Here is a 17,876-nt window from a genome sequence, read left to right as displayed (position 1 = left end):
GCACTGAAATATGCATGCGAGAACCAGTTGTGCGACAATTTAGATTGCATATGAAAATATGATATATGCGACAAGACTATATCTAAGTCGGTCAAATAGTTAACGCCTGCGCTTTTCCCCATTTTAATAATAACTTCAATCCCCCATGCCCTCATCGCCGCGCTATGAACCTCGCTGTGGCTGAGTTTGCGTGGAAACTATTTGTAACTTGGATAAGAGGTTGCACGCAGTTGCACCCTATAAAACCACTACAGCACTCTGGATGTTTGAACATGAAATGGTTTCTGATCTTCGTTGGTTGTGTATTTAGCATGGCAGCCTCCGCCACCTTAACTGACGGCATTAAAGCGTTTAAGAAACAAAAATACGATATCGCGCTGGCAGAGTTCCGCCAGTTGGCATCGGTGGGAAATGCGGAGGCGAGATACTATCTGGGGCTTATGCAAAAGGACGGTTTGGGGATGCCCAAGGATGCCGGTCGGGCAATGGCCTGGTTTAAAAAATCTGCCAGCCAGGGCTACATCGATTCGAGTTACCAGATTGGCAAGATGTACCTTGCGGGTGAAGGCGTTGAGCAGGATACAGACGCTGCCATCGAGTGGTTGAACAAAGCGGCTGAACAGGGCTCATTCGCAGCGCAATATGAATTGGCGCTCGTGTACTACCAGGGCAAGCTGCACGAAAAAGACATCACCAAAGCTGTTGAATGGTTTCAGGCTGCCGCCGCTAATGGCAATCTCGATGCGCAATATGAACTCGCCAATATTTTGTACAAAGGTGATGGTGTTCAACAGGACATTGATGCCGCGTTAGGATGGTATCGCAAGGCAGCGGATGCAGGTCACCTCGATGCTAAATACACCCTTGCGTATTTTTATCTGAATGGCCAGATATTAGCGCAGAATTATCCCCTCTCTTTTTCCCTGTTTAATGAAGTCGCCCAAACGGGCAATCGCAACGCGCAATACATGTTGGGTTACATGTATGACCAGGGCATGGGTGTTGATAAAAATATTTCAGCGGCATTCGAGTGGTATCTAAAGGCGGCTAACCAGGGTTATGACGAGGCCCAATTAATTGTTGGTTACATGTATTTCACTGGCAAAGGCGCAAAAAAAGACTCCGCTGTAGCAGAAGACTGGCTACAAAAAGCGGTCGCCCAAGGTAATGCCAAAGCAAAAAAAATGCTCGATGAAATGCGTGCAACTATAAAGCAGTGAGAGTGAAGTGAAGGTTCGATAAAAAACCATCGCATAAAAATTCATAAGCGAATCCTGAAAGCGGTTTATTTTCGATTGGCTGATTGATGTTGTTTGAAATGTGTTGTGGAAAATTGTGGCTAACTTTAGGAGAGGTTATTGATGAGTTTAATTAACAAAATACACAAAAAACATGGCATCGCGCTTGCCATGGCGAGCGTGATGTTTGCGCCTCTTGCGCAAGCGTCCGATGTGGGCATCTCCGGCTTTTTGTCGGTTGGTGGTGGCATGGTCGATGATGAAACCAGCGTTAGCTACGATGGTTATAGCGAAGAGGATTTAACCTTTGATCGCAACCTGTTGGGTTTGCAGGTGACGGGCAAGGTGAGTGAGCGAATTACCGCAACTGCCCAGTTGCTCGCACGCAGTGAAAATGACTACCAGGTGGATGCCGAATGGGCTTACCTCACCTGGCAGGCATCTGACAACGGCAAGGTGCGCGCTGGCCGTCTGCGCACCCCGTTGTACATGTATTCAGACTTCCTGGATGTAGGCTATTCCTATCCCTGGATTAGTGCACCCAACGAGGTGTACTACTTGCCGTTTAATAGTGTTGATGGCATCGACTATTACCTGACGGCAGCCCTGGGGAGTTTCGATACCAGCTTCCAGGCCTATTTCGGCAGCTTTGATTCCGATTTCAGTTTTGAAGATGGTACCCAGGGCAACGCCAGCCTGCGCAACCAAATGGGTGTTGCTGTTACTTTTGGCAAAGATTGGTGGAACTTCCGTGCCGCTTATCACCAGTCGGATCTGACCGTGGACGTATTTAGCCCGACATTGGATGGTTTTGTAGCGCAACTGGAGGCTGATACAAATTTCGCCTATCTGGCACCCCGCATCACTATCGATGACGATCAGGGCACCTTTGCACAGATAGGTCTTAATATCGACACGGGTATGTTTGTTGCGGCAGCAGAGCACGTAGAGTTTGAAGTCAAGGAAACCATGTTGGCTAAAAACGTGCGCGACTACGTAATGGTTGGCCTGCGCTTTGGGGATTTCCTGTTCCATGTGACTGGCTCCAAAGCGGATGATGAAATTGCCGCGCTTTCGGCTGGTATACCCGCCAGTGCCCAAACAGCACAGTTGATTGGCACTCTCGATGCCATCGCCGCTGCGCGCAATGTTGAGCGTGACGTTATCAGTCTTGGTACCCGCTGGGATGTTGCCTCAGGTACTGCGCTCAAGTTGCAGCTCGATGATGTTGATGATGTAAGAGGCGAGCAGAAAGTGTTGTCTGTTGCCTTACAAGCCGTGTTTTAAGGAGAGTTGCTACTATGAAAACTGTATTCAAATCATTGGCAGCCAGCCTTGTACTTAGCTTATCCAGCTTCTGCTTTGCCGAAGTCGCCGTTATTGTGCACCCATCAGCAGGTTTTGATTCCCTAACTGAAGATGATGTATCACGCTTGTTCCTTGGCAAAAGCAAAAGCTTCCCCTCGGGTGGCCAAGCTGTGCCGGTGAATCAAAATGAAGGCTCGGCGGCGCGCGATAAATTCAATGAAGCTGTATGCAAGAAAAACGCTAGCCAGTACAAAGCTTACTGGTCGCAGTTAGTCTTCACCGGCAAGGGTACGCCACCCAAAGACGCGGGTGACGATGCCGCAGTAAAAGCACTGGTTGCTGCTAACCCCAATATGATCGGGTACGTGGACGCCAGTGCGGTTGATGCCAGCGTGAAAGTGGTCTTCAAGCTGCCTTAATCTTTACTGGTAAACCCGTTGTACATAATGCCCGCCGCGTGCGGGCATTTTTTATCCGTCACAAAAATCCCTTAAGCTGATGTAATTAGGCTAAAATGCGCGCCTTTTTTACCCACTTATCCTTATTGCTCTTTAATCTATCCCTTTTTAGTCGCACAGTCGCAGAGAAAATACCCGTGATCTCCACCGCCAACATCACCATGCAATTTGGTGCAAAACCGCTTTTTGAAAACGTTTCGGTCAAATTCAACAACAGCAACCGCTATGGGTTGATCGGCGCTAACGGCTGCGGTAAATCCACCTTTATGAAAATCCTCGGTGGCGATCTCGAACCCTCTGCCGGCCAGGTGATGCTCGAACCCAACGTTCGTTTGGGTAAATTGAAGCAGGATCAATTCGCCTACGAAGAGTTTTCCGTAGTCGATACCGTGATCATGGGCCATACCGAACTCTGGGCGGTGAAGGCTGAGCGCGACCGCATTTATGCCTTGCCGGATATGAGCGAAGACGACGGCATGCGCGTTGCTGAATTGGAAGTGGCGTTTGCGGAAATGGATGGCTACACCGCCGAATCCCGTGCGGGCGAATTATTACTCGGTCTGGATATTCCCATCGAACAACATTTTGGCCCTATGAGCGCCGTTGCTCCAGGTTGGAAATTGCGTGTGTTACTCGCGCAAGCATTGTTCGCTGATCCCGATGTATTACTGCTCGACGAACCAACCAACAACCTCGATATCAACACCATTCGCTGGTTGGAAGGCATGCTCACCCAGCGCAACAGCACCATCATTATCATCTCGCATGACCGCCACTTTTTGAATTCCGTGTGCACCCACATGGCGGACCTGGATTACGGCGAGCTGCGCGTTTACCCGGGCAATTACGACGACTATATGATGGCGTCAGAGCAAGCGCGCGAAAAATTATTAAACGAAAATGCGAAAAAGAAAGCGCAAATTGCCGAGCTGCAAACTTTCGTAAGCCGCTTCTCTGCTAACGCCTCCAAAGCCAAGCAGGCCACCTCGCGCGCAAAACAAATTGATAAAATCCAGTTGGATGACATCAAGCCATCGAGCCGCGTAAGCCCCTACATTCGCTTCAACCAAAACAAAAAATTGCACCGTCAAGCGGTAACCTTGGATGGTGTCAGCAAGGGTTACGACCGTCCACTATTCACTGATTTAAATATGCAGGTAGAAGCGGGTGAGCGTATCGCGATTATCGGCCCGAACGGCGCCGGTAAAACCACATTACTGCGCTGTTTGTATGGCGACTTACAACCTGACGCGGGCACAGTGAAATGGGCGGAGCAGGCGGAAATAGGTTATTTCGCGCAAGATCATGCTGCTGATTTTGCCGATAATGCAATTGTGTTTGATTGGATGAAACAGTGGACCAAAGGCGACGAGCAATTAGTGCGCAGTGCCTTGGGTCGCATGCTTTTTTCCAACGATGAAGTAAAGAAAAATGTAAAAGTATTATCCGGCGGTGAAAAAGGCCGCATGTTGTTTGGCAAACTCAGCCTGATAAACCCCAACGTATTGTTGATGGATGAACCCACCAACCACTTGGATATGGAATCGATTGAGGCCTTAAACCTCGCGCTGGAAAATTATCCCGGCACGTTGATTTTCGTCAGCCATGACCGCGAATTTGTTTCGTCACTGGCCACCAGAATTATTGATATGCAGCCGACAGGCTTGATCGATTTCCACGGTAACTATGAAGATTATTTGCGCAGTCAGGGCATTTACACTATGTAATATTTGCTCGCGCAATGGTTCGATTAAAGCCCGCAACATGCGGGCTTTTTTTTGAGTGCGTTAACGTACAGACGAAAAAAATAGTTTTTTATATTGTGATGACGTCTTTTAAATTAATGGAGTTATCACTATGAACAAAAATTTATTAGCCATTTTATGTGTCAGTGCATTGTCAACCGCTGCTGTTGCGCAAGAAGACAGGGCGTCAGGCAATGGCTGGCAATATAGTCCCGAGTTTTCCATTGGTGGCGGTTACGGTTTGACCAAGTTGAAAGATGGCGATTTTGATGAAGAGGAAGCGGCGAAAAAAGCCTTCGCCGTTTTTAAAATAAACGAATTTATTGGTATTGAAGCAGCCTACATCGATTTTGACGAATCCGGTAATGAAGCGTTTGATATTGATATCAAAGGTAAAACGCTAGATTTGATTCTTGAGTTGCCGATTTCGCAAAGCTTTTCAATCTATGCGAAAGGCGGGCAAATGTGGTGGGATGCAGACACGAATATCGATACATCCGAATTCATTACCAGTAGCGATTCAGATGGTGATGAGACATTCTGGGGGGTCGGCACCAAGTTTCGTCTAGCCGAACATTTGGATTTGCGTGTTGAGTATGAGCGTTTTAATTTCGAAATCTCACGTGATGAAATCAACGTTCTGCAGCCAGATGATATTGATATGGATGTTGACTATGCCAGTGTGAGTTTGCAGTTCACGTTCTAATCTGTGCACGTAGAAAACTGAATGGATGATTTTCAGTCAGAAAAATCCCGCATTTATGGAAATAAATGCGGGATTTTTTTGGCGCTTATAATCCTAAGCGTTGCCGCTATTGATATATCAATTTCCCGCAGCGCGTATGGGTTCGTCGATGGAGTGTTGACGCAGTGATTGTTTCGCTACTTGATTTGATTTGTGTTTCAGCAAATAAACCAATCCGGCTGCAACAACTAAAAGCACGAGCCCCACGAGCGGGCGATAAAAAATCCACGCAATACTGATCGTAGTTAACGCCGAAATAATTCCCAATAAAAAACTGACAATGCCTGTGCCTATCGCAACGATATTGCCAAATAGCGGAGCAATATCTGCCAGTACCGATAAGGGTTTGAAAATCATATTGAATGCAATTATCAGCAATAGGCTGCCTGCCAATCTAATCATCCAGGTCAAAGTTGCATTGTCGCTTTTGGCTTTTTCAAACATGGCATCTGCGGTATGCATGCCCGCTTGCAATAAGGCAATTGAACGTCCATTACTAGCGATATGTTCCGTGAGCGTTGTCCCCGCGAGATCGCCGATCACACTATAGGTTTGTGCGGGAATATAACTAAATGAGATTTGTTGGTCGCCAATCTTGGGTTGCCGCTCATCCTTCCCGTAATAAAAGCCATCGCTGTTTTGCGCCACACCTTTTGGTAATTCAATGTTGCGTGGGATTACCAGGGTTTGAAAATTATTGATCTTATTTTTATGGGTTTCCGATAATTGGTATTGGCCAATACTAATCTGATCAGCTGTCCAAAGCTCAGATTGGTAACGCCATTTTTCCGGGTTTTGGTGGCCGGTAGGTTTTTTAAAAGCGGATGAGTCGATGTATTTTTCGGACCACACTTTTTCATAGCTATAAGTGGTGATGGTTTCCGTATCGCCACCCATATTTTTTTTCTCTTCGCTGTGCGATGTTTCTTCCCACTGATAGGTTTCCACTTTTCGCTGCAATTTCAATGCTTGCACACTCACAGGCAAGAGATTGTCGCTGAGTGTTTGTGTGCTAGTGGCTTCACCGGTTAGATGCACCAACTTGCCATTCATCTGCGGCGCTGCCTCCTGCGCATTAATGGAAACAACCAGACCCTGCGACTCCACCAGTGCTTTGTGAGTTTTGACTGCACGCCCTTCATTCCAGAACAGCAGGCATACACCAATAACAATAAACAGGATGCCGAATAGCAACCCTTTAATTGATGATCCAATTCGGCTAAACCAGGATGTGTGAGTTATTTCGGTAAATCTATCGCCCATGATGTTCTCCTTGCTTTCGTTATTATTAAGACTGGTTAACGGCTGCGTATTGTTAACAGCTTGATTGGCTTCAGGCAATTATTTTTCTTTTCTGGCGTAATTTCCCTGGCTTAATTTTCCCTTAAGTTTCTTTCCCTAATCTACATCCTAAGAAATCCCAAATCCGAGGATGCAGTATGAAAGATCTGTCCGCTACCCTACCTGAAGCCTCCATAGCTAGCTGGCATATGCCGCGCCTGCCGCAGATCCGCATTCCCCGTTTTGGGTTGCATACTCCCAGCTCACCTGAACGTGCAGTGGTTGAAGCTTATATTCACGACCGTTTTACCGGCGTGCATCACGCCGAGGTTACTCATTTTCTGCCCAACCTTATCAGCCTGCGCTGCGGCGGTGAATATTCAGCGGCCGTGGGCTTGGCGTCCGCCGGTAACGGCAAGGTGTTTGCTGAACAATATTTGAATGCGCCGGTTGAACAGGTAATTAGCGAAAAACTCAGCATGCAAGTCGCACGCGATCAAATTATTGAAGTCGGCAATTTAGTGTCCACCTGGAAAGGCAGCAGCTTATTACTGTTTATAGTGATTGGTGAAGTGATGGAGCGCCTGGGTTATAACTATGTGATGTTTACGGGCACTCGCGAAGTCAAAGCGCTGCTCGCACGCTTGCGTTATTCACCCATCGTGCTGGCCGAAGCTGACCCCGCGAGATTGCCCGATGGTGGCGCCAGCTGGGGCAGCTATTACACCAATAATCCACAAGTCATGTTTGGTGATAACCGCCCGGCGATGGCCGCCGCACGCAAAAACCCAATGTATCGCGCAACCGTTGCCGCTATCAGCCGTCCGATTGAAAAAATCTGTGCGCAACTGCGTGCGGCCAACCAATTAACAGCGCTGGACACTGCACATTCTACGGAGCTGAATGATGAATAAAATTCTTGCCGCTATTTACCAGCACGCTAGTAGCACACCAGAAAAAATTGCGCTAACGGGCCAGACAACTCAGCTCACTTATGCACAACTCGCTGCGCAGATTGATGAGTTGGCAACCTGGTTGAGCACACAGAATATTGGTCGCTCCGGTTTATGGGGCGAGAATTCCATCGAGTGGGTTGTTGCCGACCTCGCTGCTTGGAAAGCCGGCATAACCTTAGTGCCGCTGCCACGCTTTTTTTCTCGCACACAATTGCAACATGTGATTGCACAAGCGCAATTACCTTGCCTGTTAGTGTGTGGCGATATAGAGCAAATAACCGACATCAGCGAACGAAAAAATTCACCGCTTGCGTCAATTTATCTCGATCAACTAAATGTAACTGATACCACGGCGGCAATTACGTCGGTTGCCAAAATCACTTTTACTTCAGGCACAACGGGAACGCCCAAGGGTGTGTGTTTATCCACCTCCGCACTGGAAAACGTCACGCTGGCTCTGGCTGAAAGAATCTACTCCGGAATAAACACCGGCGACCTAAACACCCATCTAAATTTATTACCCTTAAGTACATTGCTGGAAAATGTCGCAGGCGTTTATGTTCCACTTTATCTCGGCAAACGCGTTGTCGTCTTGCCCGGTGCTGCACTGGGTTTGACCGGCAGCTCGCAATTATCCTTGCCAACTCTTTTACAAACGCTGCATCAATACCAGCCAAATAGTCTGATTGTGTTGCCGCAAATTTTGCAGGGTTTTGTTGCCGCGAGTGCACAGGGTTTTGGTTTACCTGCATCGCTGTGGTTTATTGCAGTAGGCGGTGCGCGCACACCGGCAGTACTAATTGAACAAGCGCGCGCAGTGAAAATCCCTGTGTATGAAGGTTATGGTTTGTCAGAATGCGCGTCGGTGGTGAGTTTGAATTCGCCCGTTGCAGACAAGATTGGCAGCGTGGGTAAAGCGCTGAATCATGTCGATATAAAAATTGATAATGGTGTAATTAAAGTGCGTGGCAATGTGTTTAACGGCTATCTCGGTCAAGCTGCGCAGACGCAAGACGAATGGCTGGACACAGGGGACTTGGGTTACATCGATGGCGAAGGATTTGTTTTTATCACCGGACGCCAAAAAAATCTGTTGATCAGCAGTTTCGGGCGCAATATCTCTCCCGAATGGATCGAAGCGGAATTGTCGCTGTGCAGGTCAATCGCACAGGTAATGGTGATTGGTGATTCACAACCTTTTTGCAGCGCGATAATCGTGCCCGCCTCCGTAGAAATTATTGCTGAGCAAATTGCGCAAGATATCCGCCGCATTAATCAACACTTGCCGGATTACGCGCGCGTGCAAAAATTTATTGTCGCCGCTGACCCCTTTACACCAGCCAACCAATTGCTTACCGACAATGGCCGTTTGCGCCGTGCAGCCATTCTTGGCCAGTACCTGAATGCGATTGCGGCAATTTATTCCGACACCACTACTCAGCCATCCTCTTCACAACAACCCTCAGGAGTTGTTTATGACATTTTTTGAACGCTTGCAAAACGAAACACAAGCTGAGCGCAATTATTTGTTAAGCGCTCCGATTATTCAACGTTGCATTGGCCTTGGCCAATTTAGCCTGGATGAATACCGCGAATTTCTAACCCAGGCTTATCACCATGTAAAACATACAGTTCCGTTATTGATGGCAGTAGGTAGCCGTTTGCCATCAGAAAAAGAACATTATCGCGAAGCCATTGCGGAATATATTGAAGAAGAGTTGGGTCATCAGGAGTGGATCTTAAATGATATCGCTGCCTGTGATGCCGACAAAGAAGCCGTGCGCAATGGCCGCCCCAATGCAGCGACGGAATTGATGGTCGCTTACGCTTACGACACCGTAATGCGCAACAACCCTATGGCCTTTTTTGGCATGGTGTTTGTGCTTGAAGGTACCAGCATTAATTTGGCAAGTCAGGCAGCCGATATTATCCAGAAGCATTTAGGTTTGCCGAACAAAGCTTTCTCCTATTTGCGTTCACACGGCAGCCTGGATTTGGAGCACATGGTGTTTTTTGAGAAATTAATGAACGGCCTGACTGAGCAAAAAGATCAGGAGGATATAGTTCATGCTGCAAAAATGTTTTTCACTCTCTACGGCAATATTTTCCGGTCGATTGAGCAGCAAACCATTGCACAAGCAGCATGATGAAAACGCCACTCGTACAGAGGAGCACACAATGAAACTCAAAGGTAAGCTCATTTTATTGACTGGTGCCAGCGGCGGCATAGGGCAAGCAATTGCACGGCGACTGGCAGCTCAGGGCGCGCGCCTGATTTTGGTAGGCCGATCAACACAGCAGCTGAATGCACTTGCGCGTGAATTACATGTACTGGTAAATGAAGGCTTTGTACTGCAAGCCGATATTACCAGCCGCAGCGGGCGCGACACCATCCGCACCGCGTTGCTCGCGCTTCAAGAACCCTTGGATGCGTTAATTAATTGTGCAGGAGTCAATTTATTTGGTCTGCTGGAAGATAACGATCCGGAAGCCATTGAACAGTTAATCAATACCAACGTTACCGCAACTATTTTGTTAACCCAGTTGGCGCTGCCTTTTTTAAATAAAGATTCCGGGCGCATCGTTAATATTGGTTCCAGTTTCGGCGGTTTGGGTTACCCCGGGTTTAGCGCTTACTGCGCAAGTAAATTTGCACTGCGCGGCTTTAGCGAAGCACTGCGGCGCGAATTAAGCGACAGTCAAATTCAAGTTGCACATCTGGCACCACGCGCCACAAACACCAATCTCAATAGCGATGCGGTTTATGCAATGAATCGCGAATTGGGAACAGCAATGGATGAGCCGGAAGTAGTCGCTGCGCAGGTGGAATTCATGTTGTCGGCCAAACGCATGCATGACCGCAACATCGGTTGGCCCGAGCGACTTTTTTTGCGCATTAATAGTCTATTTCCGCGCGTTATCGATAACGCCTTGCGCAGCCAATTACCCATTATCCGCCGCCATGCACAACCTGTATCGGCTTCTGCAACCGCAGACAATAACATTTCCATTCATTTATCCTGAAGGTACCACCATGAAAAATTCAACGATGAGAACTTTCTTTAAAACAATCACTTTACTGAAAGTCACCACACTGAAATTCATTGCACTCGCGGCACTCTCTTGTCTCGCATTAACTGGTTATGCCGAAGAGGCTGCCGATATCCAGAAATTGCAAACGCGCTGGGCGGAAATTAAATATCAAACCCCGGAAGCCGAGCAGGAAAAAGCATTTGCCAGTCTGGTTGTGGAAGCGGAACAGTTGCGCGCTGCCAATACCCGTGCGCCCTATTTGATCTGGGAGGCGATTATCCGCTCGACTTATGCTGGCGCTAAAGGTGGTTTGGGTGCGTTAGATCAGGTTAAGCAAGCAAAAAAATTACTGGAGCAAGCAATTAAAATGGACCCTGCGGCGATGAATGGCTCGGCCTATACCAGCCTCGGCTCGCTCTATTATCAAGTTCCGGGTTGGCCAGTGGGTTTTGGCGACCATAAAAAAGCCAAAGAATTATTGTTAAAAGGCTTGAGCTATAATCCTGATGGCATAGACTCCAATTACTTTTACGGCGATTATCTGTTGGAACAGAAAGATTATAAGAAGGCAATTGCCGCGTTTGAAAAAGCACTTAAGGCCGCACCTCGCCCGGGGCGTGAATCTGCTGATGCGGGGCGCAAAGGTGAAATTGCCGCAGCCATGGCCAAAGCGAAAAAACATTTATGATGGATTAATAAATCAATGCAAATATTGTTAGTCGAAGATGATGAACTGCTCGCGGAAGGTATAGTCAGTGCTTTATCGCGAGCAGGTTTTGCAGTGAATTGGTTGTCCACCGGCAAAGCAGCCTGTACGCAGGTGGTGGCAGAGCCGCCGGATATTATGTTGCTCGACCTCGGTTTGCCCGATATAGATGGCATCGAAGTTTTAAAAGTCGTGCGGCAAAAAAAATTGCCCACACAAGTGCTCATCCTCACCGCGCGCGATAGCACAAACGCCAAAGTCATTGGTCTGGATTCCGGTGCCGATGACTATCTCACCAAACCTTTTGAACTGGATGAATTACTTGCACGCTTGCGTGTTTTGGAGCGCCGTCTGGGTAACTCGTCATCATCACTAATTAATATTGGCCCGCTGAGTTTAAATACGGCACATCATGAAGTCTTGTTAGATGGCGCTGCGCTCGTGCTATCACGACGCGAATATATGTTGTTAAAAGCGCTGGTTGAACATGCCGGAGTTATCCAAACCCGCGAAGGACTGGAGGCAAAGTTGTATTCCTGGGGCGATGAAGTTGCCAGCAATGCAATTGAAGTTCACATCCACAATTTGCGCAAAAAATTACCCCCTAATTTTATTCGTACCCTACGCGGTATTGGCTATATGGTGCCGCGCCAATGAAATCCATTCGTGGATTTTTAGTCATAGTGTTATTAGCGATAGTCACACTCGCTAATTTTGCAGCGGCGTTGCGCGGTTATTTAGGCAGTATGGATGAAGCTGAACGTTTGTTTAACCAACGAATGCTGCAGCAAGTGGATTTATTAAATTACACCTTACCGCAATGGCGCGAACAAACTAGCGCGCGTGCGGATGTTTTACTCTTTCCTGCACGCACCTCAGACGCAGAAGCTTCATTGGAATTTCAATGGGTCACTCAGGATGGAAAATTGTTGGCGCGATCAGCCGCCATGCCTGAGCAAGTAGTAGTGCCTTTGGTGGAAGGTTTTCGTTTTGTTAATTTTCATCACTATCGCTGGCATGTATTGGTAGCACCCAGCGCAGATCAAAAAAGTTGGTTTATTGTCGCGGAGCGCGCCGACCAGCGTTACCGATTGGCAGAGTCGATGATTTTACAAGCTGTGTACCCGATGGTGTTGGCCATTCCTGTGATCGGCCTGATTATCTGGTGGGTCTTGGGTGTTGGTTTAAAGCCTGTAACGAATCTAGCGCACGAATTACGCCAGCGCGAAGCAACCGATTTGCATTCACTCAACCAGCAGGACATGCCTGCAGAGCTTGTGCAACTGACACAATCCGCCAATGATTTATTGCGCCGTCTCGATGCCTCTTTCGCGCGTGAAAAACGCTTCTCGGGTGATGCCGCCCACGAATTGCGTACACCGATTGCAGCATTAAAAATTCACTGTGACAATTTAATGCAGGAATTGCAACCTGCACCCGCATCGGTCCTGAAATTAAAACAGGGAATCGAACGAATGAGCTATTTGGTAGAGCAAATTTTATTGCTCAACCGTACCGCTCCCGATCATTTTATGGGGACCTTTGAACCCGTCAATTTAACCCGATTAGCAAAACAAGCGATTGTTGACCAGAGTGACGCGCTGGAATTAAAACACCATCGCATTGAATTCAATGGTGATGAATGTTGGGTTTCCGGTGACCGGGCTGCATTGACCAGCTTGCTAAATAATTTATTGGGCAATGCGATTAAATATACCCCCGATGGGGGACGAATTGCTATCAATACCTGGTTGCGTGGTCGGGATGTAGTGCTGGAGGTAATGGATAATGGACCGGGCATTCCCGATGGCGAACGCGAGCGGGTGTTTGATCGCTTTTATCGTCTGGGTGGTGATCGCCACAATTCAAAAACGCCGGGCTGTGGGTTAGGCTTATCCATTGTGCGCCAGGTTGTCGATCTACATGCTGCCCATATTGCCTTAACGCAGTCGCGCTACGGTCAAGGTTTGCTGGTGATGGTAACCTTTGTTGCCAGCGCTGTAACAGATGCCGATGCAAAAAAAGCGAATCATAATAAATCACTTGATCACAAGGCCGCGACCAATGAAACCAATAATTAACTGCATAGCATTCATGTGTCTAATTTTCTGCGCTATTGTTCGCGCAGAAGTGCCGACCTTTACGATTGAAATACGCGACCATTTATTTTTTCCATCCCAGCTGATTATTCCGGCGAATACCAAAGTGAAATTGATTGTCATTAATCGCGATGCCACGCCGGAAGAATTTGAAAGTTATGAACTCAACCGCGAAAAGGTCATTATGGGCGGTGCCAAAGCCATTATCTTTGTTGGCCCATTAGTGCCGGGCGACTATCCTTTTTTTGGGGAATTTAATCCAAAAACAGCTCAGGGCATTATTCGGGTGGAGAACTAATATGCTCGATGCCGTTTTGCTGATATTGCGCGAGGTGCTTGAGGCGGCGCTGATTCTCAGTTTGCTTTTAGCGCTCAGCAATAAATTGCAACTGAGTTACCGCTGGAGCTTTTTTGCGTTACTTGTCGGTGTTGCAGGCTCATGGCTGCTCGCGCATTACGCCTATGACATTGCCGACGCGATAGATGGTGCCGGGCAAGAACTATTAAATGCTGCGCTTTATTGCGCTGTAATAATTAGTGTGATCTTGCTTGGTATGCTGATTTTACCGCTTGCATTTGCTCCGGCGAAAAACATCTCGCCCGCCCGTAATGTCGCTCCCAATCAGCACAGATTGCTCTACCTGTTGTTTATTATCATCTTTAGCTTTTCGCTGATGCGCGAAGGCGCCGAGATTTGGATTTACCTTTCTGCTTTTGATCATAAAGCCGAGGCAATGTCGTCTGCACTTATCGGAGCTGCAGTAGGTGCAGGCATAGGTATGAGTTTGGGCGCTATTATCTACTATGTATTTGCCTTTTTAAGCAGGAACTATTTTTTACCTATTTTTATCACTGTGATCACTTTGCTGGCAGGTGGTTTGTCAATGCAAGTTGCAAAACAATTGATGCAAATTGGCTTACTCGACTCTGATGCTCCACTGTGGGACAGCTCATTTTTAGTCAATGAACACTCTTGGTTGGGCGAGTTACTTTATGCATTGGTGGGTTACGATTCCCGCCCTACACCGATTCAGGGAATTTTTTATCTGTTAACAATCACACCTATTTTATTTGCTTCTATTTGGCATGCATGGCGTTTGCGGGGCAATGCACATGAATAAATATGTTATCAGTAGTGCTCTCTTATTAACCGCATTTGGAGCGACTCAGGTTCATGCGGAGATGAACCGTGTATATCACCCCTATGTAGAGCAGAATGAACGCGAATTGGAATATGGTTTTGTCTTGCGCGACCTTGGCGGTGACGAGGTTTTATTAAATCGCGCAGGAATGGGCTATGCGTGGAACGATAAGCTATTTACGGAGGTGTATTTGTTGACCGAATCCCTCACCCATGAAGGAGAACAAATTCGCGGCTATGAAGCAGAAGTGAAATGGCAAATCACCGAACAGGGCGAGTACTGGGCAGACTGGGGCTTATTATTGGAAGCCGGTACCGCCAGGGATATCAACAGCCATGAATTTGCAGCAGGAATTTTGTGGGAAAAAGAATTGGCAAGCCGTTGGGTGGCAACCGCCAACGCGATAGCCGAATACGAATATGGCAGCGATATTGAAGATGAGTTTGAAACTGCCCTGCGTGGCCAGCTGCGCTACCGCTACAGCATTGCGTTTGAACCCGCGCTGGAGTTTTATCTGGATGATCAGGATTGGGCCGCAGGCCCCGCCTTGCTGGGCACAGTAAAATTTTCTGGTCGTAAACAAATGCGCTGGGAGTTGGGGTTGCTGTTTGGCCTGGATGCAGACACACCGGAAACCAGTTTGCGTGGTGGAATTGAATTTGAATTTTAACTATGGCTTTGCATTATAATTATTTCAACTTTATCGCAAGTTACGTACACGGGGTTATTTTTCTTTCATGAAGACTATATTTTATTTAATCCTGTTATTGCCTGCATTGCTGCTTGCACATAGTAGTCAGGCTGCAGTCGTGATTTTGTACCACCACGTCAGCGATACTACACCCAAATCAACCAGTATCAGCCCCGCACATTTTGAGGCGCAGATGGATTATCTGGAAAAAAATGATTTCAAGATTGTGCCGCTGCTGGAACTCACTGAAAAATTGCGCAAGGGTGAAAGCCTTCCCGATAAAACTGTCGCGATCAGTTTTGATGATTCTTATGTGTCAGTGTATGACTCTGCGTTCCCCCGCTTAAAAAAACGTGGCTGGCCATTCACTTTTTTTGTGAATACCGATTCGGTTGGTACCGGTAAAGTATTTGTCACTTGGGATCAGCTGCGTGAGATGTCAAAACACGGCGTCACTATTGCTAATCACACCACCCGGCACAGTCATTTGCCGCGCCGCGAAAAAAATGAAACGCTAAAGCAATGGCGTACACGTATCGCTGAGGAAATTTCCAGCGCGCAACAGAAAATTGAACAGGAAATTGGTAGGGCTCCTAACATACTAGCTTATCCTTTTGGTGAATATGATGTAGATGTACAACAGATTGCCAAAGAGCTGGGTTATATCGCTTTTGGACAACAGTCGGGTGCGCTCTATGAAAAAGGGGATTTACAATCTGTACCACGTTTTCCTTTTGGCGGCAGTTTTACCGAGCTCGATGATTTCATTATGAAAGTCAACACGCGTTCGATGCCGACAAAAACAGTGAATTTTTATAGCGATAAAAAAACACCGCAAGAAAATCTGATTGTAAAAGCGGGTGCTAAACCCTGGTTGGTGTTGGAGTTAGAAGATTCTGGCTTGCTGAAAAAAATAAATTGCTTCGCCACCGGACAGGGAGCAATCACCACTGAAATTATTGACAATAAACTCTGGGTGCAAGCGAAGCAGCCGCTCAAATCCGGGCGCACTCGCTACAACTGCACTGCCTATGCGGGCGAAAAAGGGCGATTTTTTTGGTATACCCAGCAATGGTTGGCAACCGATAAAAATGGCGAGTGGAGCTACAGCGATTAATTAATATTGTGCATCTCTCTATCTGTTTAAAATCGTTTGTCTGCAAAAAAAACGGAACCCATCAGGTTCCGTTTTTTATCATCCCACTGTCAATCAGACCACAACCCCGGGAATTGGACCTTGGGAGCTATAGGGCGCAATAATTCCATAAGCCCCTACAGCGAGCGCAACCGTGTCCATAATTTGCGTATGTTCAGCTGCTCTCAGGACTTGCCCCTTACGAATAGAACTGCCACCACCGGCGAACATAAACGGCGCGTTGATGCCGGTGTTATCACTGGTGTCGGCCATATTGGTCACTTGCACTACCAATGTGGAGTCTAATAAGGGGGCTCCGTTGATATCCGTGTTGGTTTGTAGTTGTTGGATTAAATGGGTGAGTCTTTGGCTTAAATAGGCGCGATAAGCCGTGTATTCAGCCGAACCCGGAAAGCCATTTGCCGCCTGCGCGTAAGAATAATTAAAGCCGGTAGCAACAAAGTCTTCCTCATCATTACCCATCAACATAGTAACTACGTGCGTCAATCCACATTTTATCGCCGTAACAGCGTTGTTTGTTTGTAACTCCCACAGGCGGGTGAATTGCTGACCGTCGTTAGGATTTATACTTCCTGTTGGCCAACTTTGCTGTTGCAAGTCGCAGTCAGGCCCAAAACCGCCGGGCGAAAGTTCTGCCTGCAATTCTGCTATTGCATCCTGATTTGCCTGCAAGCGCGTGCTTGCAAAATTACTTAACTGCTGTTGTAGCTGTTGCACTGCCTTCAAGTTAATACTGAGTTGTTTCTGTTGCTGATCAAACCCGGTACCGTAAAGCGACGACCCGGTGCGCAAGATTTCAAATGCGCGCACTGGATCGGTAATTACAGGTGTTCGTGTCCAGCTGTTGATGGCGGACACAGAGGTATCGCGCGATAGCACGCCTAATTGAATGGATTTAAAGGGGGTGCTGCCACCGAGTACATCCCCTAATGCCAGGTCGATCGTTTTTGGCGCTCTGGTTAAACCGCCAAGTGCCGTTTGAGCAAGGCCGTGGCCATGACCGTTCATATCCGCACCGAAAAACACGCACTCATTTTTTACCGGTTCGAGCGGTGCTGAAGCGGGTTTTAAATTGAATGCTGCATCGGGTGAGATGCTCGCAGCACCGCGTGGAGCACCACCGGGTATAAAGACAAAAATAACATTTTTAACCGATGTCGCTGCTCGTGCTGCATTAGCAAAACCAGCACCTGCGGTGAGCAAGCCGGTATTGATAAGTGATGCAGAAGCCATCATTTTTAACAGCTGGCGACGTTTGTTGTGAAAATTTTTTTCTTGGGTTTTCATGATTCAAACCTTCCTTAAGTCACAAAGTGAA

The 17,876-nt window shown here is 47.4% G+C and carries 18 protein-coding genes; 16 read left to right on the top strand and 2 right to left on the bottom strand.

Features of this window, described 5'->3' with window-relative positions; genetic code table 11:
- Positions 1 to 272 precede the first annotated feature (272 nt).
- The 5 genes from B4E62_RS04050 (at position 273) to B4E62_RS04030 (ending at position 5,455) form a co-directional block, all read left to right on the top strand.
- Positions 273 to 1,220: a tetratricopeptide repeat protein gene (locus B4E62_RS04050; RefSeq protein ID WP_331351156.1), complete on the top strand. Its 948-nt coding sequence runs from the start codon at positions 273 to 275 to the stop codon at positions 1,218 to 1,220.
- Positions 1,221 to 1,361: 141 nt separating this feature from the next.
- Positions 1,362 to 2,525 carry a DNA topoisomerase IV gene (locus B4E62_RS04045; RefSeq protein ID WP_310072854.1) on the top strand — a complete coding sequence of 388 codons (1,164 nt, stop codon included), beginning with the start codon at positions 1,362 to 1,364 and terminating at the stop codon, positions 2,523 to 2,525.
- A 14-nt stretch (positions 2,526 to 2,539) separates the two neighbouring features.
- Positions 2,540 to 2,965: a phosphate ABC transporter substrate-binding protein gene (locus B4E62_RS04040; protein ID WP_310072853.1), complete on the top strand. Its 426-nt coding sequence runs from the start codon at positions 2,540 to 2,542 to the stop codon at positions 2,963 to 2,965.
- 176 nt (positions 2,966 to 3,141) lie between these two features.
- The gene (locus B4E62_RS04035; RefSeq protein ID WP_331351155.1) at positions 3,142 to 4,731 is read left to right on the top strand and encodes an ABC-F family ATPase; all 1,590 of its coding nucleotides are present in this window, start codon (positions 3,142 to 3,144) and stop codon (positions 4,729 to 4,731) included.
- A gap of 130 nt (positions 4,732 to 4,861) precedes the next feature.
- Complete coding sequence (locus tag B4E62_RS04030) at positions 4,862 to 5,455, top strand: porin family protein (RefSeq protein WP_310072850.1); 594 nt, start codon at positions 4,862 to 4,864, stop codon at positions 5,453 to 5,455.
- A gap of 117 nt (positions 5,456 to 5,572) precedes the next feature.
- Here the strand turns inward: B4E62_RS04030 and B4E62_RS04025 are convergent, their stop codons facing one another.
- Complete coding sequence (locus tag B4E62_RS04025; protein ID WP_331351154.1) at positions 5,573 to 6,757, bottom strand: TMEM43 family protein; 1,185 nt, start codon at positions 6,755 to 6,757, stop codon at positions 5,573 to 5,575.
- 176 nt (positions 6,758 to 6,933) lie between these two features.
- On the opposite strand from B4E62_RS04025, the gene B4E62_RS04020 reads away from it, so the two are divergent.
- The 11 genes from B4E62_RS04020 to B4E62_RS03970 all read left to right on the top strand — a co-directional run bounded on the left by B4E62_RS04020 (position 6,934) and on the right by B4E62_RS03970 (position 16,519).
- Positions 6,934 to 7,689, top strand: coding sequence for a thermostable hemolysin (locus tag B4E62_RS04020; RefSeq protein WP_331351153.1), 756 nt, complete (start codon positions 6,934 to 6,936; stop codon positions 7,687 to 7,689).
- Positions 7,679 to 9,220 carry an AMP-binding protein gene (locus B4E62_RS04015; protein ID WP_331351152.1) on the top strand — a complete coding sequence of 514 codons (1,542 nt, stop codon included), beginning with the start codon at positions 7,679 to 7,681 and terminating at the stop codon, positions 9,218 to 9,220. Before B4E62_RS04020 ends, B4E62_RS04015 begins: the two co-directional genes overlap by 11 nt.
- Positions 9,207 to 9,878, top strand: a complete 672-nt coding sequence (locus tag B4E62_RS04010; RefSeq protein WP_310072843.1) for an iron-containing redox enzyme family protein — start codon at positions 9,207 to 9,209, stop codon at positions 9,876 to 9,878. The genes B4E62_RS04015 and B4E62_RS04010 overlap by 14 nt, the downstream gene beginning before the upstream one ends.
- A gap of 31 nt (positions 9,879 to 9,909) precedes the next feature.
- The gene (locus tag B4E62_RS04005) at positions 9,910 to 10,755 is read left to right on the top strand and encodes an SDR family oxidoreductase (RefSeq protein ID WP_310072841.1); all 846 of its coding nucleotides are present in this window, start codon (positions 9,910 to 9,912) and stop codon (positions 10,753 to 10,755) included.
- A gap of 10 nt (positions 10,756 to 10,765) precedes the next feature.
- Entirely contained in the window at positions 10,766 to 11,452 is a 687-nt protein-coding gene (locus B4E62_RS04000) for a tetratricopeptide repeat protein (protein ID WP_310072840.1), read from the top strand.
- A gap of 15 nt (positions 11,453 to 11,467) precedes the next feature.
- A complete protein-coding gene (locus B4E62_RS03995) occupies positions 11,468 to 12,127 on the top strand; it encodes a response regulator (protein WP_310072838.1) in 660 nt (219 codons plus the stop codon).
- Positions 12,124 to 13,551: a sensor histidine kinase gene (locus B4E62_RS03990; RefSeq protein WP_331351151.1), complete on the top strand. Its 1,428-nt coding sequence runs from the start codon at positions 12,124 to 12,126 to the stop codon at positions 13,549 to 13,551. The genes B4E62_RS03995 and B4E62_RS03990 overlap by 4 nt, the downstream gene beginning before the upstream one ends.
- A 13-nt stretch (positions 13,552 to 13,564) precedes the next feature.
- Positions 13,565 to 13,867, top strand: a complete 303-nt coding sequence (locus B4E62_RS03985) for a cupredoxin domain-containing protein (RefSeq protein WP_310072835.1) — start codon at positions 13,565 to 13,567, stop codon at positions 13,865 to 13,867.
- 1 nt (position 13,868) lies between these two features.
- Positions 13,869 to 14,690 carry an FTR1 family protein gene (locus B4E62_RS03980; protein ID WP_331351150.1) on the top strand — a complete coding sequence of 274 codons (822 nt, stop codon included), beginning with the start codon at positions 13,869 to 13,871 and terminating at the stop codon, positions 14,688 to 14,690.
- Complete coding sequence (locus tag B4E62_RS03975; RefSeq protein WP_310072831.1) at positions 14,683 to 15,381, top strand: hypothetical protein; 699 nt, start codon at positions 14,683 to 14,685, stop codon at positions 15,379 to 15,381. Before B4E62_RS03980 ends, B4E62_RS03975 begins: the two co-directional genes overlap by 8 nt.
- Before the next feature lie 67 nt (positions 15,382 to 15,448).
- Complete coding sequence (locus B4E62_RS03970; protein ID WP_331351149.1) at positions 15,449 to 16,519, top strand: polysaccharide deacetylase family protein; 1,071 nt, start codon at positions 15,449 to 15,451, stop codon at positions 16,517 to 16,519.
- A 93-nt stretch (positions 16,520 to 16,612) separates the two neighbouring features.
- Here the strand turns inward: B4E62_RS03970 and B4E62_RS03965 are convergent, their stop codons facing one another.
- The gene (locus tag B4E62_RS03965) at positions 16,613 to 17,845 is read right to left on the bottom strand and encodes a DUF1552 domain-containing protein (protein ID WP_331351148.1); all 1,233 of its coding nucleotides are present in this window, start codon (positions 17,843 to 17,845) and stop codon (positions 16,613 to 16,615) included.
- Positions 17,846 to 17,876 lie beyond the last annotated feature (31 nt).

The organism is Cellvibrio sp. UBA7671, assembly GCA_002483145.1.
GTDB classification, from domain to species: Bacteria; Pseudomonadota; Gammaproteobacteria; order Pseudomonadales; family Cellvibrionaceae; genus Cellvibrio; species Cellvibrio fibrivorans.
Note: the sequence above shows the minus strand (reverse complement) of the source record. Positions and strands in the feature narration are given on the sequence as shown.

What these genes read in the sequence shown, in the direction of transcription:
- B4E62_RS03990 (WP_331351151.1), top strand. Translation starts at nt 12,124, where the DNA reads ATGAAATCCATTCGTGGATTTTTAGTCATAGTGTTATTAGCGATAGTC.
- B4E62_RS04030 (WP_310072850.1), top strand. Translation starts at nt 4,862, where the DNA reads ATGAACAAAAATTTATTAGCCATTTTATGTGTCAGTGCATTGTCAACC.
- B4E62_RS03980 (WP_331351150.1), top strand. Translation starts at nt 13,869, where the DNA reads ATGCTCGATGCCGTTTTGCTGATATTGCGCGAGGTGCTTGAGGCGGCG.
- B4E62_RS04040 (WP_310072853.1), top strand. Translation starts at nt 2,540, where the DNA reads ATGAAAACTGTATTCAAATCATTGGCAGCCAGCCTTGTACTTAGCTTA.
- B4E62_RS03965 (WP_331351148.1), bottom strand. Translation starts at nt 17,845, where the DNA reads ATGAAAACCCAAGAAAAAAATTTTCACAACAAACGTCGCCAGCTGTTA.
- B4E62_RS04020 (WP_331351153.1), top strand. Translation starts at nt 6,934, where the DNA reads ATGAAAGATCTGTCCGCTACCCTACCTGAAGCCTCCATAGCTAGCTGG.
- B4E62_RS03995 (WP_310072838.1), top strand. Translation starts at nt 11,468, where the DNA reads ATGCAAATATTGTTAGTCGAAGATGATGAACTGCTCGCGGAAGGTATA.
- B4E62_RS04010 (WP_310072843.1), top strand. Translation starts at nt 9,207, where the DNA reads ATGACATTTTTTGAACGCTTGCAAAACGAAACACAAGCTGAGCGCAAT.
- B4E62_RS04005 (WP_310072841.1), top strand. Translation starts at nt 9,910, where the DNA reads ATGAAACTCAAAGGTAAGCTCATTTTATTGACTGGTGCCAGCGGCGGC.
- B4E62_RS04025 (WP_331351154.1), bottom strand. Translation starts at nt 6,757, where the DNA reads ATGGGCGATAGATTTACCGAAATAACTCACACATCCTGGTTTAGCCGA.
- B4E62_RS04015 (WP_331351152.1), top strand. Translation starts at nt 7,679, where the DNA reads ATGATGAATAAAATTCTTGCCGCTATTTACCAGCACGCTAGTAGCACA.
- B4E62_RS03970 (WP_331351149.1), top strand. Translation starts at nt 15,449, where the DNA reads ATGAAGACTATATTTTATTTAATCCTGTTATTGCCTGCATTGCTGCTT.
- B4E62_RS04000 (WP_310072840.1), top strand. Translation starts at nt 10,766, where the DNA reads ATGAAAAATTCAACGATGAGAACTTTCTTTAAAACAATCACTTTACTG.
- B4E62_RS03975 (WP_310072831.1), top strand. Translation starts at nt 14,683, where the DNA reads ATGAATAAATATGTTATCAGTAGTGCTCTCTTATTAACCGCATTTGGA.
- B4E62_RS04045 (WP_310072854.1), top strand. Translation starts at nt 1,362, where the DNA reads ATGAGTTTAATTAACAAAATACACAAAAAACATGGCATCGCGCTTGCC.
- B4E62_RS03985 (WP_310072835.1), top strand. Translation starts at nt 13,565, where the DNA reads ATGTGTCTAATTTTCTGCGCTATTGTTCGCGCAGAAGTGCCGACCTTT.
- B4E62_RS04050 (WP_331351156.1), top strand. Translation starts at nt 273, where the DNA reads ATGAAATGGTTTCTGATCTTCGTTGGTTGTGTATTTAGCATGGCAGCC.